This is a genomic window from Ruegeria sp. J8, from assembly GCF_056531925.1.
In genome coordinates this window covers 201734-218738 of record NZ_JBQFMR010000007.1, presented here as the reverse complement: position 1 = coordinate 218738, position 17005 = coordinate 201734, and the positions used below count along the sequence as shown (strand labels likewise).

At 57.3% G+C, this 17005-nt stretch carries 14 protein-coding genes; 7 read left to right on the top strand and 7 right to left on the bottom strand.

Annotation, left to right across the window (positions count from 1 at the left end; genetic code table 11):
- Positions 1–139 precede the first annotated feature (139 nt).
- Positions 140–619, top strand: a complete 480-nt coding sequence (locus ACR0L1_RS16055; protein WP_480859813.1) for a twin-arginine translocation pathway signal — start codon at positions 140–142, stop codon at positions 617–619.
- Positions 620–1219 carry a ferric reductase-like transmembrane domain-containing protein gene (locus ACR0L1_RS16050; protein ID WP_170790427.1) on the top strand — a complete coding sequence of 200 codons (600 nt, stop codon included), beginning with the start codon at positions 620–622 and terminating at the stop codon, positions 1217–1219.
- Here the strand turns inward: ACR0L1_RS16050 and argF are convergent.
- Positions 1216–2142, bottom strand: coding sequence for an ornithine carbamoyltransferase (argF, locus tag ACR0L1_RS16045; RefSeq protein WP_480859811.1), 927 nt, complete (start codon positions 2140–2142; stop codon positions 1216–1218). The two genes, ACR0L1_RS16050 and argF, sit on opposite strands and share 4 nt — an antisense overlap.
- 111 nt (positions 2143–2253) lie before the next feature.
- Positions 2254–3441 carry an acetylornithine transaminase gene (locus ACR0L1_RS16040; protein WP_480859809.1) on the bottom strand — a complete coding sequence of 396 codons (1188 nt, stop codon included), beginning with the start codon at positions 3439–3441 and terminating at the stop codon, positions 2254–2256.
- A 292-nt stretch (positions 3442–3733) separates the two neighbouring features.
- Between ACR0L1_RS16040 and ACR0L1_RS16035 the strand changes: the two genes are divergently transcribed.
- Complete coding sequence (locus ACR0L1_RS16035; RefSeq protein ID WP_480548811.1) at positions 3734–4624, top strand: DMT family transporter; 891 nt, start codon at positions 3734–3736, stop codon at positions 4622–4624.
- On the opposite strand, the gene ACR0L1_RS16030 is transcribed toward ACR0L1_RS16035, so the two are convergent.
- On the bottom strand, positions 4606–5409 hold the full coding sequence (locus ACR0L1_RS16030; RefSeq protein ID WP_480859807.1) for an ABC transporter permease: 804 nt from the start codon (positions 5407–5409) through the stop codon (positions 4606–4608). The two genes, ACR0L1_RS16035 and ACR0L1_RS16030, sit on opposite strands and share 19 nt — an antisense overlap.
- 126 nt (positions 5410–5535) lie before the next feature.
- Between ACR0L1_RS16030 and ACR0L1_RS16025 the strand changes: the two genes are divergently transcribed.
- Positions 5536–6114, top strand: coding sequence for a GcrA family cell cycle regulator (locus ACR0L1_RS16025; protein WP_480859805.1), 579 nt, complete (start codon positions 5536–5538; stop codon positions 6112–6114).
- 195 nt (positions 6115–6309) lie between these two features.
- Here the strand turns inward: ACR0L1_RS16025 and ACR0L1_RS16020 are convergent, their stop codons facing one another.
- Entirely contained in the window at positions 6310–7746 is a 1437-nt protein-coding gene (locus tag ACR0L1_RS16020) for an arylsulfatase (protein ID WP_480859803.1), read from the bottom strand.
- 254 nt (positions 7747–8000) lie between these two features.
- On the opposite strand from ACR0L1_RS16020, the gene ACR0L1_RS16015 reads away from it, so the two are divergent.
- Both ACR0L1_RS16015 and ACR0L1_RS16010 read left to right on the top strand, forming a co-directional pair.
- Positions 8001–9947, top strand: coding sequence for a DUF3604 domain-containing protein (locus ACR0L1_RS16015; RefSeq protein ID WP_237218036.1), 1947 nt, complete (start codon positions 8001–8003; stop codon positions 9945–9947).
- A gap of 242 nt (positions 9948–10189) precedes the next feature.
- Positions 10190–10603 (top strand): universal stress protein, encoded by a 414-nt coding sequence (locus ACR0L1_RS16010; RefSeq protein ID WP_170770030.1) that lies wholly within the window; start codon positions 10190–10192, stop codon positions 10601–10603.
- A gap of 75 nt (positions 10604–10678) precedes the next feature.
- On the opposite strand, the gene ACR0L1_RS16005 is transcribed toward ACR0L1_RS16010, so the two are convergent.
- From ACR0L1_RS16005 to ACR0L1_RS15995, 3 genes are all read right to left on the bottom strand, one after another.
- Positions 10679–12286 (bottom strand): BCCT family transporter, encoded by a 1608-nt coding sequence (locus ACR0L1_RS16005; protein ID WP_480859801.1) that lies wholly within the window; start codon positions 12284–12286, stop codon positions 10679–10681.
- Between the two features lie 516 nt (positions 12287–12802).
- Entirely contained in the window at positions 12803–13879 is a 1077-nt protein-coding gene (locus tag ACR0L1_RS16000; RefSeq protein ID WP_480502756.1) for a DUF2235 domain-containing protein, read from the bottom strand.
- Positions 13857–16148: a xanthine dehydrogenase family protein molybdopterin-binding subunit gene (locus ACR0L1_RS15995; protein ID WP_480502757.1), complete on the bottom strand. Its 2292-nt coding sequence runs from the start codon at positions 16146–16148 to the stop codon at positions 13857–13859. The genes ACR0L1_RS16000 and ACR0L1_RS15995 overlap by 23 nt, the downstream gene beginning before the upstream one ends.
- Positions 16149–16264: 116 nt before the next feature.
- Between ACR0L1_RS15995 and ACR0L1_RS15990 the strand changes: the two genes are divergently transcribed.
- Positions 16265–16996: a dienelactone hydrolase family protein gene (locus tag ACR0L1_RS15990; RefSeq protein ID WP_480859800.1), complete on the top strand. Its 732-nt coding sequence runs from the start codon at positions 16265–16267 to the stop codon at positions 16994–16996.
- Positions 16997–17005 lie beyond the last annotated feature (9 nt).

Sequence of the window (17005 nt, the reverse complement as noted above, 5' to 3'; positions counted from 1 at the left end):
GTCGCTGCAAAGAAACCCTGCTCCGAACGCCCAGAAGTGGCCCCCGCATCCTCGAGCCACTTCACAATTCGCATATCCTCCTCGGAATAAGCTGAGATCGTGCTATTTTATATCTAGCGTCAAACCGCAGGAGGATTGCATGACCGGTTCGCCCCTCAATCGTCGTTCTCTGATCGCAGGAGGCGGGGCTGTGTTGGCCTCGGGCCTTTTGGTTCCTGCTCGCGCCAAAGGGTTGGCGCCGACGCCGTCGATGCGCGGAGGATCGAACAACTATCGCCCCGGCGCTCCTGTGGTCGAACGGATTGGTGGCGGCGGGTTCTGGATGAAGGGTACCGTGCGCCGCGCAGGTGACGGTGCCCCTCTGCCCGGTCAACGCATTCAAATCTGGGCGCACACAACCGAAGGTCATGAGCGCGACCCCCTAAGCCACGGCGCAACCTTAACCGACGCGGAAGGTGCGTTCCGGCTGGAGATGCCGCAGATCGTGCCTGCTTTTGGGCAACCGCATGGGCATCTGGCCTATGATAGCGGCGAATTCGAGACGGTTTTCCTACGCCCTGTGATGTCCAGTGCACGGGACAAAACCCTTGCGGCGCATTTCGTGTTGCAACCTATCTAAGTGGCTCGTCGCACCGCATTGGTCTGGGTGGCCTTGTTTGTTGCGCTTTTGGTGCCAGTCATTGCTGCTGGCTTCAGCCCCTATCTGGCCTGGCGAAGTCCTATCTACATCGTTGCAGGTTTCGCGGGGGTGCTGTCGCTGAGCTTATTGTTGTTGCAGCCGCTATTGGCCTCAAAAGCTCTACCGGGAGTAACGCCACTTCTCAGCCGCCGCCTGCACCGCTGGGTTGGCCTGATTTTGATCGGTGCCATCATCATCCACGTCGCCGGGTTGTGGATCACCAGCCCGCCGGATGTTGTAGATGCTTTGACCTTCACATCGCCCACTCCATTCTCAGTGTGGGGCGTCATCGCCATGTGGACTGCATTCGTGGCTTGTGGGTTGGGCGTTTTGAGGCAGCGGCTGGCCCTGCGGTTTCGCATCTGGCGGCTTTTGCACACCGTTTTAGCCTCTGTGACAATTGCCGGGACCGTCGCTCATGCGCTCCTGATTGAAGGCACGATGGAGGTTGTGACCAAAGCCGCCCTATGTGGTTTGGTTCTGGTGACGAGCGTTTGGACGCTCGCCAGATTGCGTGTATGGGACCTGCGCAGGCGTTAGACGCCCAGACACCAGCGCATCACAGCCTTTTGCGCGTGCAGACGGTTTTCGGCCTCGTCAAAGATCACCGAGTTCGGGCCGTCCATGACCTCGGATGTCGCCTCTTCTTCGCGGTGGGCCGGCAGGCAATGCATGAACAGCGCGTCCGGCTTAGCATGTGACATCAGTTCGGCATTGACCTGATAGGGGCGCAGAAGGTTGTGGCGGCGTTCCTTGGCAGACTGGCTGTCATGCATCGAGACCCACGTGTCGGCTACCACCAGATCGGCGCCTTGGACGGCTTTGAACGGATCACGCTCGATCACGATCTGCGACCCTTTTTGGCGGGCGAATCCCATGAACTCTTCTTCGGGGTCAAGCTGTGGAGGGCCTGTGAATGTGAAGTCGAAGCCAAATTGACCGGCCGCATGAAGAAAGGATGCGCAGACATTGTTGCCGTCGCCGGTCCAGACCACCTTTTTGCCTGCGATCGGCCCGCGATGTTCTTCAAATGTCAGGACATCGGCCATGATCTGACAGGGATGGGTGCGGTCGGTCAGGCCGTTGATGACCGGCACGTCCGAGAATTCGGCCATTTCCGTAAGGATCGTCTCGTCAAAGGTGCGGATCATGATCATGTCGACATAGCGCGACAGCACGCGCGCGGTGTCGGCGATGGTTTCTCCGTGACCCAGTTGCATGTCTTTGCCGGACAGCACCATCGTTTGCCCGCCCATTTGGCGCACGCCGACATCGAAAGACACGCGCGTCCGGGTCGAGGGTTTTTCGAAGATCAGAGCAACCATCCGATCCTTGAGGGGTTGTTCATCATCAACGGCGGCTTTGGGGCGGCCAAGGCGCGCCTGTTTCATTGCGCCGGCTTGGTCGATCATAGCCCGCAGGTCGCTTGCTTCGGTTTTGTGAATGTCGAGAAAATGGTTCATTTCGTTTCGCTTTTGGCTTTTGGTTGCCGGGGGCACTGCCCGTCGTCATTGGATCTTGAACCAATGGCGCCCGAATGGCGGCCCCCGAGGTATTTTTGAACATAAGAAGGATCAGGCAGTGGTCAGATTGGCCTGGACCTGCTGCGCTGCTTTTTCCAGGCGGATCATGGCTTGCGCGATATCGTCCTCGGTCAGGGTCAGCGGTGGCAACAGGCGGATCACATTGTCGGCAGCAGGGACGGTGATGACCTCATTGTCATAGCCCGCATTCACCACGTCGATATTGGTGGGCTTACATTTCAGACCCAGCATCAGACCAGTGCCGCGCACCTCTTCGAAAACATCCGGGTGGTCGGCAATCAGCCCTTCGAGTTTCTGACGCAGAAGGCCCGCCTTGCGGTTCACACCTTCGAGGAAGGCAGGGGTTGCCACTTGGTCAATCACTGCGCAGCCCACGGCGCAGCCCAGCGGGTTGCCGCCATAGGTCGATCCATGGGTGCCTGCGGTCATGCCGTTGGCGGCGTCTTCGGTGGCCAGGACGGCGCCCAGGGGGAACCCTCCGCCTATGCCTTTGGCAACCATCATGATATCCGGCGTGATCCCAGCCCATTCGTGGGCGAAGAGCTTGCCGGTTCGGCCCACGCCGCATTGCACTTCGTCAAGGATCAACAGCAGGCTATTGTCGTCGCAGATCTGGCGCAGCGCTTTCATTTCCGCATCGGGGACAGGGCGGATACCGCCCTCGCCCTGCACCGGTTCGATCAGAATCGCGGCGGTTTTCTCGGTGACGGCGTTGGTCACACCGTCCAGATCGCCAAATGTCAGGTGCACGAAGCCAGGCAGCAGCGGGCCAAAGCCCTTGGTCATCTTCTCGGACCCTGCCGCTGCGATCCCAGCCGAAGACCGACCGTGGAACGAGCCGTCGAAGGTGATGATCTCGACCCGTTCTGGCTGACCTTTGTCATAGAAATGCTTGCGGGCCATTTTCACGGCCAGTTCACAGGATTCCGTTCCGGAATTGGTGAAAAACACCGTATCGGCAAAGGTATGTTCCACCAGCTTGTCGGCCAAGGCCTGCTGCTGGGGAATGTGATAGAGGTTCGACACGTGCCACAGCGCATGCGCCTGTTCGGACAACGCGTTCACCAGCGCCGGATGCGCATGGCCCAGCGCGTTCACGGCGATCCCGGCGCCGAGATCAAGGAAACGTCGGCCATCCGCCTCGGTCAGCCAGGCGCCCTCACCTTTCACAAAGGTCAAAGGCGCGCGATTATAGGTCGGCAGAACGGACGGGATCATGGGATCATCCTTTTTGGATCAATTGAGCCTCGTGAGTGAAACACGAAGGCCCTATTCGTCAACAGATTTGGTGGAGTTTGCGCAGAATTACAGTGCGCAATAGATCAAACAGGCCGGTTACGCAGTGATGCGTCGACGTCGGAGGCGCAGGATATGTGCAGTCTTGATCATGCAAGCGCGTATAGCGAGGTCTGCACCAACTGGGAACCCCGAAATGAACGCGTGGTCGAATTTCCGTCCAAAGGTGAACTTGACCCTTGCTATTTGAAGCTCCTTGGCGCACCGCTGGCCCATGACACCCGCCCGCCATAACCCGCCGCTCGCGGCCTTGCTGATCATTGCAGCCAGCGCGCTTCTTGCCGGGACAACCCTGCTGGCCAAGGCGTTGGGAACAGATGAGTTGGGCCCAGCCCTGCACCCGATGCAGATCAGCCACGGGCGGTTTATGTTCGCGTTTATGGTCATTGTCAGCGCAGTTGGCATTCTGCGCCCGCGCCTGAGCCGCCCGCATTGGGGGCTGCATATCGGGCGCACCAGTTTCGGATGGGTCGGGATCACGCTGATGTTCGCCTCGGTAGCGTTTATCCCGCTCGCCGATGCCACTGCGATATCCTTCCTGAACCCGGTTTTCGCCATGATTCTGGCCATTCCGTTACTGAGGGAGACCATCGGCCCTTGGCGCTGGCTTGCTGCAGCAGTCGCTTTGGCCGGAGCTTTGATCTTGCTGCGCCCAACCCCCGACAGTTTTCAACCCGCCGCGTTGCTGGCGCTGACGGCTGCCGTGGTGATCGGGATGGAGCTGATTTTCATCAAAAAGCTCTCGGGCCGAGAGATTCCCATCCAGATTCTGCTGATCAACAATGCAATGGGTCTGACCATCGCCTCGGTCGCGGTCAGCTTCGTGTTCCAGATGCCCACCTCGCAGCAATGGGCGGCGCTGGCCGGAATCGGAGTGCTGATGGCCTGTGCACAGGCGTGTTTCGTCAACGGAATGGCGCGGGCGGACGCATCATTTGTTGCACCGATCAGCTATGTCACGCTCATCTTTGCCGCGTTCTATGATTTCGCCATTTTCCGCGTTGTGCCTGATTGGATTAGCACGCTGGGCGCCACGATCATCCTGACCGGAGGTCTGATCCTCGTCTGGCGCGAAGGACGGCAGCGTCAGGCCTTGAGCCGATAACCTGTTCGCAACATCTGCCAGGTCGCCGCGCCTACCAAAAGGGTTGCGCCTGCGCAGATAACCATCCCCAGCCACGCAGAGCTATCGGACACCCCGATCATCCCATATCGCAGCCCGTCGATCAGATAGAAAACCGGGTTCACGTGGCTCAGGCGGTTCAATACGGGTGGTAGAGCCTCTACCGAGTAAAATGTGCCCGACAGGAACGCCAGTGGTGTGACGATAAAATTGGTAATCGCCGCCATCTGGTCAAATTTATTGGCGAAAATCCCGGCAAACAGGCCAAGTGCGCCCATGAAAGCCCCGCCCAGTACCACAAAAATCAACGCGACAAGCGGGTATTGCGGCACGATCCCCAACACCAGGGCCAAAGCCAAGGCGACCACCAGCGCGATCAGAACGCCCCGCGCAATCCCGCCTGCCAGATAACCCAACAGGATCTCCAGCGGCGACAAGGGCGGCATCAGCGTATCGACAATGTTGCCTTGCACCTTGGCGATCACCATCGACGAGGAGGTATTGGCAAAAGCGTTCTGGATCACGGTCATCATCATGATCCCGGGCGCCAGAAAGGTCAGGAAAGGCACACCCATAACGTCCGAACGGCTGGGGCCGATGGCGATGTTGAAGATCAGCAGAAACAGGCCCGCCGTTACCAAAGGGGCTAAAAGGGTCTGTGTCCACACCCCCATGAACCGAAGCGTTTCGCGTTGCGCCAGGGTGAAAAGGCCCATCCAATTCACCGCGCCAAAGCGGCGCGCGTCCTGTTCGATCAGATTCTGCATGACCCACCCCATAGCTGATTCGAGAACCGCTTGTAACTCGGGCGGCAGTGATTAGAATAGGGCGCTGAGATGATTTCCCAAGGCGGCCCGAATCCGGGGCCGCTTTCCGCTTTTGAAAGGCAAATGATGTCCTGGACTGACGAGCGTGTAGAGCTGCTGAAAAAGATGTGGGGCGAGGGCCAGTCGGCCAGCCAGATCGCCAAGGAACTGGGCGGCGTGACCCGCAATGCGGTGATCGGCAAGGTTCACCGTCTGGGCCTGTCGAACCGCGCAACCGGCGCGACCCCGGCCAAGGCCGAACCGAAGGAAAAACCGGCCCCCGCTGCGCCCAAGGCCGAGGCCAAACCGAAACCCGCGCCCAAGACCGAACCCGCGCGCCCCGCACCCGCTCAGACGGCCGAGGCGAAGCCCGCCGTGCCCGCCCGCCGCCAGATCATCCCGGCAGGTCAACCGCTGCCGCCGCAGCCCTCGGCCAACGAAATCAGCCCCGAGGCTCTGGCCAAGGTCAACGAGGTCGAGAAAAAGGCCAAGAAGCTGACGCTGATGGAACTGACTGAGAAAACCTGCAAATGGCCCGTCGGCGACCCCGCAACCGAGGATTTCTGGTTCTGCGGCCTGCCGGTTGAGGCCGGTAAGCCTTATTGCGAGGCGCATGTGGGCGTGGCCTTCCAACCCATGAGCTCGCGCCGCGATCGTAGGCGGTGATTGGGAACACCGGAACCTAAATAGACATTGTAGAGCTTGAAAAGAGTGGAGGCGTTTCGTGAAGCCTCCTACTGGAAGTGTTGTAAATTCAAGAACTACGCAAGGCGCAACGAGCCCTCACAAGGAAAACACCCTCGCTGAAAGCTGCGAGGGTGATTTGGGTCCGAGCGTCGGCTGGGCGGACAAAGCCGTCACTCAGTCGTTGGGTGGTTCATAGGGATCCGGCGTTCCCGGGGGGATCGGAGGAAACTTCTCGAATGTAGCGAGGTGCTCCTGTAACTGTGGCAGAGCCTTTTCAGCCGCCCATGTGTGCGGAAAGAGTACGCTTTCACGCTCGTGTGGGTCATTCAAAAGGTTATAGAGCCTTGGTGTGTCGAAAGACTCCGTTGCACCAAAAGCCGTCGTATTCTCTTTGAAAAGAACTTTCCAATCCTTCCATTTTACGCCGAATATCTGCTCACCCATGTAGACGATCACGCCTTCTTGGTTTGAGTTTGGTTGGTCACCAAGAAAGAACTTTGACTGGTCGACACCATCAAAGGCTCTGTCATCAGGTACCTTGCCCCCTGCGAAAGCCGCAAGTGTCGGATAGAGATCCATTGAGTGGACAACATCGTTGCTTTCAGAACCGGCAGGGATCTTTCCCGGCCACTTGATTGCAAAGGGTACACGCATACTTCCTTCGAGGCTGGTGAATAGAGTACCGCGCCAAGGTCCGGCCGTACCATGTACCGCAGGAACTGGCGAGACGTTGGCGTTCCCAACCGGAAGAGCTTCGGGGCCGTTGTCAGCAGTAAATATCACCACGGTGTCGTCGGAAACGCCTGCTGCCTCAATCGCATCAACAATGCGCCCGATATAGCTATCTGTTTGAAACAGAATGTCGGCCCAGACGCCGTTTCCAGTGGCGCCTTCGAACTCCTCGGACACGATGTTTGGATAGTGGGTCTGAGTATAAGCAAGATAGATGAAAAACGGCCCGTCTTCGGTACTCTTTGCTTCGACAAATTCGATGGCTTTTTTCGTCAGGTCGCCATCTATTTCGCCGCGATAGTCCAGATCGTAGTCTTGAGCGATGGTTGCTGGCTCGCCAGCAACACCTTGCATCACAACCGGCTCTTCCATGTTGGCATCGGCAAAACCCGGAAGCGTGCGCCAGACTGTAACGTCAGTGGTCTCAACGCCGTAAAACTCATCGAATCCTTGATTCGTTGGATAGCGTCCTTCGGTCCATCCAAGGTGCCATTTCCCGTACATGGCCGTGCTGTATCCTACATCCTTCAGCATCTCGGCCATCGTGATTTCCCATTGGGTCAGACCGTAAACGCCACCTCCCAGTGGGACCGTATGGTTGCCGCTCCGGATGCCGTACCGTCCAGTCATGGTCGCTGCGCGGGACGGCGTGCACTGGCTTTCCACGTTGAAGTTCGTGAGTCGTAGTCCTTCCGCAGCGAGGGCGTCCATCTCGGGAGTCGCAGTACCACTGATTATGCCACCTCCATTGAACCCGGGTTCGCCCCACCCAAAATTATCTAAAAATATGAATACGATGTTATGTTTTTCTTGAGCCGAAGCGGCCTCGGCAAATAGAAGAGATAAGGACAGTAGGAATGTGCGGGACAACCACTTCATAACAACATCTCCAAATTAGGCTCAGGGACTCAAGACTGTCGAACGAAGCTGCCAGTCGTCAAGAACGGCCACTCGTTGCGGTATTTTCTCACAGTGGTAGAGCGTCAGAATTGCGGGCGAAGCTGCGGTCCGGTTTTGGTCGAATCTCCCTCAGGCTCTCTTTTGCTCAACAAAGAAAAACCGTTGTTTTCCTTGACGAACAACCGACTCAGATGTTGCCATAAGCTGGCATTCAGCTCGGCTGGGAGGTTCATATGAAGTTTTTTCTAACGACATCGACAGCAATAGTTTCCGCAGCATTCATAACAAGCTCTTCACATGCTCAAGAGGCCGCACAAGGTGGGCTAGTCGGAGAGATGACCATATCGGTTGATGATATGCGTGAACCCGCACCCGCCGATTTCTCACCCTATGCAGGTCGAGACTTTCCTACACGCCCGCTGTGGGGTGACACTCACCTGCACACATCAAATTCACTCGATGCCCGCGGATTTGGCGTCATTCTGAGCCCCGACGATGCCTATAGGTTTGCACGTGGTGAGGAAGTCACCACATCACATGGCCTCCGTGTGAAGTTGTCGCGTCCGCTCGACTGGCTTGTTGTATCCGATCATTCTGACGCCATGGGTGCAATGAATGAAATCATCGCGGGAAACTCCACACTGATGCGCGATGCAACGCTCAGAGACTGGAGCGAACGGCTTAACGCGGGCGGAGACGTTGCACTTGGCGCCACTATGGAAGTTATTGAAACCTTTGCTGGCATCACGGGCGAGGCACTTCCCGAGGCTGTTGCAGATCGAAGGTTTGTGCAATCCGTATGGGACGAGTTCACGCAAACTGCGGATCATCACAATGACCCTGGCACATTCACTGCGTTCATCGGATACGAGTGGACATCTACCGAAGCTGGCAACAACCTCCACCGCAATGTGATCTACCGGGATGATGCCATTCGCGCTCGGCAAATGTTGCCCTTCACAACTGCGGAAACATTTAATCCGGAACGGCTTTGGGACTGGATGGAAACTTATGAACTAGAGACTGGTGGTCGTGTACTGGCCCTTGCCCACAACGGCAACGTCTCCAACGGTTTGATGTTTCCGGTCGAGACAAACCCTGAAACGGGTGAGCCTTTGACAGAAGACTACGCAGAGCGGCGTGCCAAGTGGGAGCCGATGTATGAGATTACCCAGATCAAAGGTGATGGAGAAACTCACCCGTTTCTCAGCCCGAACGATGAGTTCGCTGACTATGAAACCTGGGACAAATCCAATCTGGGTCCGACACTCAAAGAAGACTGGATGCTTCAGTACGAATACGCCCGCGAGGCCTTGAAGAACGGTCTCAAGCTAGAAGCTCAGCTCGGCACCAATCCATACAAGTTCGGAGTAGTGGGCTCGACCGACAGCCATACTGCTTTGGCAACGGCGGAAGAAGACAATTTCTTTGGCAAACACTCTGGCGTCGAGCCGGAACCTGGCCGTTGGCAGCATGTCGTTGGCGAGTTCGATGCCTTGAGGATTCTCGGGTGGGAAATGGCAGCCTCAGGCTATGCAGCGGTTTGGGCTCAGGACAACACACGCGAAGCCATCTTCGACGCGATGGAACGGAAGGAAGTTTACGGGACAACCGGTAGTCGCATCGCGGTTCGTTTCTTTGGTGGTTGGGATTTTACGGAAGCTGACGCAAGATCTAGATTGCCCGCAGAAATAGGATATGAAAAAGGCGTTCCGATGGGTGGGGACCTCGCGGACGCGACACAAGGCGCGGACGCCCCAACCTTCCTGGTTGCTGCGCTGAAAGATCCGTTCTCCGGCAATCTCGACCGTGTTCAGATTGTGAAAGGTTGGCTAAATTCCAGCGGCGAAACTGAAGAGCGGGTCTATGACGTGGCTTGGTCGGGAGACCGAGAACGCGATGCGGACGGCAACCTGCCAGCGGTGGGGAACACCGTGGATGTTGCAACGGGTACGTTTACGAATTCAATAGGTTCCCCGGAACTGATCACCGTTTGGAAAGACCCGGATTTCGATCCTTCTATGAGCGCTTTCTACTATGCCCGTGTCTTGGAAATTCCCACACCGAGATGGACAATTTACGATGCTGTTCGGTTCGGAGACGAACTGCCTGCCGAGGTGCCCACGTCAACTCAGGAACGTGCTTACACTTCGCCAATTTGGTATACTCCCGGGGGCTGAAATATACCTAAGCTGTCATCGTTACGGCAAAAGCCCGGCAGTTCCTGTCGCAGCAACACTAGGCTAGTGCGTTCATGCGAACGTCCGCTTAAGACGCGACACGGCCATTCGTTGCGTAGTACATCAGAAACTGCTTAGCGGACAAAGCGCCTGCTGTTTATGGAACGCGGTCGCTCTTGACTGTTCGCTTTGCAAAGTCATTCAATACTTATTGGCCAAATGCGTGAAACGGGATGTTATAGATGCCACGTGATACGAAATTAATCCTATGCCCGCTAAACCTTCGTCACGTCAGGTTGGACTACAGCGCCTACGAAGAAGCAATCGCAATGGCCAGGCGCAGAGAAGCGCGGCTTCTCGTGGTGACAGTTGCGCCAGAAATGGAGCGAAACTTGAATATTCGCGACTCTGTTGGCTATTGGAGCGAGCAATTGGAGAAGTTTGTGAAAGATCACCCGGCGGAAGGCGTCGAATTAGAAACTGTTGTTCGAACCGGTGCTGTGCATCGGCAAATCGTAAAGCTCGCCGATGAACGCAACGTGGATATGATCGTGATGGAGGCGGCCAACCCAAAGATTCAGGATTACCTCCTGGGAACGACCGCCAGCCACGTAGTGACACATGCCAGTTGCTCGGTTTTTGTTGTTCGGCACTAGTCGCCTCAAAAACCTCGGCAACCCGATGTGATGGCTCCCTTATTTTAGGAAGCCATCATTGATTTTGTCCGCTTGCTACAGCTTTTTGTACTCGGATCGCAGAGCCAGCCACAGACAGTAGCACATAATGAGGATCACCAGTGTAAATGGAATCCCCATTGACACGGCAGCACCTTGGAGGGCGTTCAATCCACCGCCTAGAAGAAGCGCAATTGCAACCAAACCTTCCAAAGTGCACCACCAAACACGCTGAACAACGGGCGCATCCAGTTTACCACCTGCGGTGATAGTATCGATAACCAACGACCCTGAATCAGATGACGTGACAAAGAAGATCACAATCAAAATCAGCGAGATCGGGGCGACGATATTGTACAGAGGCAACTCCTTGAGGAAGCCAAACAGGGCGCCCTCTGGCGCATAACTGTCGATGACGGTTGCTTTGACGCCTTCAGCGCTACCTGCGTTCAGCATGTCAATCGCGGCCCCTCCAAAAGTGGACATCCACAATGCGCAGACCGCCGTAGGAGCAATAAGGGCACAAAGAACAAACTCACGCACCGTACGACCCCGAGAGATCCGGGCAATGAACATTCCCACGAAAGGAGACCATGCAATCCACCATGCCCAGTAGAACGTAGTCCACCCATGGAAAAAGCTGGTATCCTCTCTGCCAAAGGGATTGGAGAGCGCAGGTAGCAGCGTGACATAGTCTACCATGACTGAAACGTAACGAGCAATTGCGGCCGCCACCCCGGTCATTGCGATCACAAAAATAAACAGCCCCACAGCCATGATCATGTTGATCTCAGATAGCCGTTTCACACCGGCATCCATTCCCAACAAAACAGAACCAAGCGCAATGAGCGTGATCGCGACAATGATGATGACGGTCAATGTGGGCGAAGGCGTGATGCCAAACACTTCATTCAAACCTGCGGCAACCTGTTGCGCACCGAGGCCCAACGAGGTGGTTAGTCCGAAGAGGGTCGCAAACACGGCCAGCGTGTCGATGACATGCCCCCAGAAGCCCCAGACACGTTCACCGAGTAGCGGAAAGAACGCCGACCTAAGCGTCAGCGGCAGGTTCAAGTTGTATGCAAAAATCGCCAGTGCCAGTCCCACTGCAGCGTACACAGCCCAACCTTCGAGACCCCAGTGATGGATCGTACCAACAACACCGATATACTCATTGCCGGGCTCGGTGATGTCGATGTTTAAGGGGCGCGCATTCCCATCTTCCGAGAAGTTGTAGTACACGGGCTCCAATACACCGAAGAACAGTAGACCGATCCCGATTCCTGCGGCAAACATCATTGCGATCCAACCCGCATACGAGTAGTCGGGTTTCGCATCTTTTCCGCCAATTCTGACCTTTCCGACCGGCAAGACAATGAGCGCCAGGCAGAACAAGGTGATCGCATTCACCGACAACACAAGAAACCAATCAAAGGTGCTGGTCAGCCACGGCCGAAGCCAGCCAAAAAATGCAGCGGCCGCTTCCTGATTGGCCAATGCCACGATCACGAAGCCTAGGATCAGCAAACCAGAAACGATGAAGACAGGATTATGGATGTCTAACCCGAGGGGTCTGATGTTGTCCTGTCCGAGTTCATAGTCAGTCTCGAAATCCCAGACGCGAGGGTCTGGGTCGAGCATCTTTTTTTGACTTGTATCTGACATTTTACCTCCCTAAGCGCATGTGTCATGCTCCTTAGCGTTGCACAACCTGCGGCAATCTGTCCAACATTCAGTCAGACGCAGCTGCCACGATTGACGGTGTTACAAGGGCCAACACAGCAGAGATTTCGAACGGGACCGGTCAAATCGGCTTACAAATGCGAAAAATTCAACAGGATCAACTTGCCGCGCACCGACCCAGACGTTCGCGCGAAAACGCCGAGACCTGCAAGACTTTATGACATTGTTTTCTGTGGCCCGTATAGCCAGATCAACTGCAACGCAGCCCCCCACTTAGGTTAAGTCCACTTCTGGCTGAAAGCCCCTGCATCTTCGCGGCTGGCTCGATTGCCTCGGGCAGCCCAACTGTCGGTTGGGCAGTTTTGGCGAATTAATGTAGCTTGCTTTTGGCGTTGCCACGAAAACTCCAATTCTGCTTCCCTAAGATGTCTATTTTGGGCTCGAACCGGACTTTGAAGTGTTGGTGATCATTGGAGCCGTTAGCAAATCGTCAGCCCTTCACTGCGCCGGATGTGATGGCAAATCCGGCATCGGTACCCAGCCCGGCAGATCATCCGGCGAGACCGAGACGTGCAGCCTCTCGGATCGGTCCTTGCCCACTTTCCGGTGCTTGCGCAGCAGGAAAATCTTACCCCAGCCGCGCCATGTGCCCACTGACCGCGCAGCGGTATCGGTAGGGAAGCGGTCGCGCCATCCGTCAGGCAGTGGCAGGCCGTGCATCTCGGCCTTGTCCAGCATCCAGATCAGAGAGATGTTGCTGAGTGGGCGCGCCTCTTCGAACCCGTTCAATTGACCGCCGACATCCCCATGCGTGCCCCGGAACCAGACTTGTTCCACATGGCCCTTGAAATCAGGGGTACATTTCCACAAGACCGGCTCGAACACTTCGCGGGTCTCGTCAAGCGCCATGGCGTGATAGCCGTGGCGGGTTGCCGGGCCAAGCTGGTGGTTGTGAAAGGCGTGACGTTCTTCGGCCCAGCGCCACAGTAGTGGAAGACGTAGGCCCAGCGCTTTTACTGTGTCCCAGACGCCGACCATCTCAATCGCCACATCCTCGTGGCAGAAGGCTCGCCGGAATTCAGCCGCCGCCTTGCCGTTAGCGTTGCACTCATAGTGACGATAGGCCTGTTTGATGTTCCGCTCGGTCGCGTGTTCGGCCTTGAGCAACCCAATCAAGTCGATCACCCCGGCAAGGCTGCGCACCCCGTAGGCTCCACGCGAATAGCCGATGAAGTAAATCCTGTCGCCGGGTTTGTAGCGCGACGCCAGATAGCCGTAAGCACGCCTGATCTGGCGGTTGATCCCCCGCCCCATCATCACGTCCAGCGAGGACTTCCAGTTGTCCCACTGTACCCCAGCTTCGTAAAATACCGAGACCTTGCTGCCCATCTCGCAACACAGACGCAGAGTTTGGCCTGCGTGGGTCTCTCGGCCCGGTTCCAGCGTCGACATGGTCCCGTCGAGGATAATCACATGGCTGATCGGTTCACGGTGGCGCGACTCGGCTGAGTGTTCGGACCGCAGAGGCCGTCCGAGCCATCCCAGTACCTTTCTACTCAGCCGCGACAGATCCATGCGTCAGCAACTCCCATACTCTTTGAGGTGTGAAAGGCATATCTGCCTGTCGCACCCCGTGATCCCAGAGCGCATCCTGAACCGCATTTGCCACTGCGGCCAGCGCGCCCACGGTGCCGGCCTCACCGCATCCCTTCATCCCCATCGGGTTTGAAGTTGACGGAACCGGCGCCGAGGTAAACTTAATCATGGGTATCTCGGCGGCGCGCGGCAAGGCATAGTCCATCAACGAAGCCGTGAGCAGTTGCCCCTGCGCATCATGCACAACACGCTCGGTCAGCGCCTGTCCGATCCCCTGGACCACACCGCCATGTACTTGCCCTTCGGCCAGCATCGGGTTGATAAGGTTACCAAAATCATCGACCACTGTATAGCGGTCGACCCAGGTTTCTCCGGTGTAAGAATCAATGACGATTTCGGCAACATGTGCGCCATTGGGATAGCTGCGCGCATCCAGGTTGGCGCGCGCGTGATGTTGCAGCAGATCAGTACGGCCATCGGCGCGGGCCATATCCGCGGCCTCGGTCAGGGTGGGCGTCAGGTTCGACCCCGGCGCGCGAAAGGTTTCGTGATCGAATGTCACATCGCTTTCCTCCACCCTCATCTTATCAGCCAGATAGGGCGTGAATGCGGCGATCATGACGTCGATTGTCGCCAGTGTGGCTGTGCTTTGCACCGTAACGGACCGAGACCCACCGGTACCGCCACCATGAGGAAGTTGATCGCTGTCGCCCTGCACCACATTGATCAGGTCCACCGGAATTCCGGTCTGATCTGACAGGAAATGGGCATAAACCGTCTCATGCCCCTGCCCGTTCGATTGGGTGCCGACATAGAGGTTCACGGTGCCATCCTCGCAGAACTCCACTTTCGCGTTCTCGGAAGGGTCCCCCAAAATACTTTCGATATAGTAACATACGCCCTGCCCGCGGATCAGGCCGCGTTCGGCATCGGCGGCCTTGCGGGCGGCAAACCCCGCAGTCTGTTCGCCCGCGCGGGACAGGATCATGTTGAAGTCGCCCACATCATAGGTCTCGCCGGTGGCCGAGGTGTAGGGAAACGCCTCGGGGCGGATGAAATTCTTGCGGCGCAGTTCCCACGGGTCCACGCCCAGTTCGCGCGCGGCGCGGTCCATGACGCGCTCTAGCACATAAATCGCCTCGGGGCGGCCCGCACCGCGATAGGCATCGACCTGTGTGGTGTTGGTAAAGAACCCTTCGACCCGCAGATAGGTCGTCTGGACGTCGTAAACGCCCATCAAAACTTTGCTAAACAGGCTAGTCTGAATCGCCTGCCCGAAATGGCTGTTATAGGCACCCAGATTGATCTTGCTGTGAACGCGATAGGCCGTGATCCGGTGATCGGCATCAAAGGCCAGTTCGGCCAGCGAGGTCAGGTCGCGGCCATGATGGTCGGACAGCATCGCCTCGGACCGGTCGGACATCCAGTGCACGGGTTTGCCCAGCTTCTTCGCTGCAACGGCAGTGCAGAAATATTCCGGGTAGGGCATCACCTTCATACCAAAGCCGCCACCTACATCCGGAGTGGTGACGCGGATGTCTTCAGGCTCAACCCGCAGCTTTTGCGCCAGTTGAGCGCGCATGGCCCAAACCCCCTGTCCGCCATAAGCAAAATGCAGGCGACCATCGACCCAGTTGGCCTGACAGCCGCGCGGCTCGATCGAGGCAATGATGACCCGATTGTCCACCACGTTGAGCGATACAGTATGCGCCGCAGCCTGAAACGCGGCCTCGGTCGCGGCCTCGTTGCCCAGACCCCAGTCAAATGCGCGATTATCCGGCGCTTCGGGGTGCAAGGTCTCTCCGCCCGCATCCACGTCCAGCTTGGCGGGGCGTTCGTCAATCTCGACCAAGACCAGTTCGGCGGCGTCACGGGCCTGGGCTTGAGTGTCAGCAATAACCACCGCGATCGGTTCGCCAACAAAGCGCACCCGGTCGGTCGACAGCATGTGACGCGCAGGCGCTGCTGCGGGCGATCCGTCCCGGTTCTTGACCGTCGCCGCATTGATCACGGTGTCGATCCCGGCCTCTTTCAAATCCTCCAGCGTCATCACCAACCGAACCCCATCAGCTGCGCGCGCGCCGTCCAGATCAAGCGCCGTGATCACCCCATGCGCCACCTGCGAGCGGACAAACACGGCGTGCAGGGCACCTTCTGGTACAACATCATCCATGTAGTGTCCCTGCCCGGTCAGAAACCTCTGATCCTCGGTCCGTTTGACGGGCTGGCTTCTGCCGAATTTTTCCATGGGGCGACCCTCCTGCGCGGTTCCGAAGGCGACCCTAGCCCGAGTGTGGGCGATGTCCAGAAAAAGACAGGGGTTTGGACTTTAAGTTCTGCGGGATTCCGATAGCCTCAGACCCCATGACCTGGACACATGATACCGTTTTCCCTTTCTCTGCCGCGATGACGAGCGGCAAGACCGCAACCCATGACGTTTATGCCGGGGGCGAAGGCCCACCCATCCTGATCCTGCAGGAATTGCCCGGGATTGGGCCGGAAACGCTGGATCTGGCCAAACGCCTGAACGGGGCGGGGTTTCGTGTCTACCTGCCGCATATGTTCGGCACCTATGGCAAAGTCACGATAGGCCGCAACATGGCCCGACTGTTCTGCGTCCGGCGCGAGTTCAACATGTTCCTCAAAGGCCGTCAGAGCCCCATTGCGGGCTGGATGCGATCGCTGGCGGCCGAAATCAAGTCCCGCGACAACGCAGCAGGCGTGGGTGTCATCGGTATGTGCCTGACCGGAAGCTTTGCCCTGACCATGATGGCTGAGGACGCGGTTCTGGGCGGCGTCGCCAGCCAGCCCGCTCTGCCGATCTTCGGCGGCGATGAACTGCACATGAGCCCCAATGATGTCGCACAAGCCCGTGCTGGTATGGCGACTAAAGGTCCGGGGCTGGCGATGCGTTATGCGGGTGACAAGCTGGCCCCGAAACGGCTGATGTGCGCGCTACAAGACGCCTTTGGTGATGACCTTGAAACGCAGGAATATGAGGGCAAGGATCACTCTCTGCTGACGTTGGATTTCCACGAACCGGCTTATCAGAGGGTGCAGGATTACTTCCGTGCCCGATTTGCCCAGGCCGGATAGCACACGCAC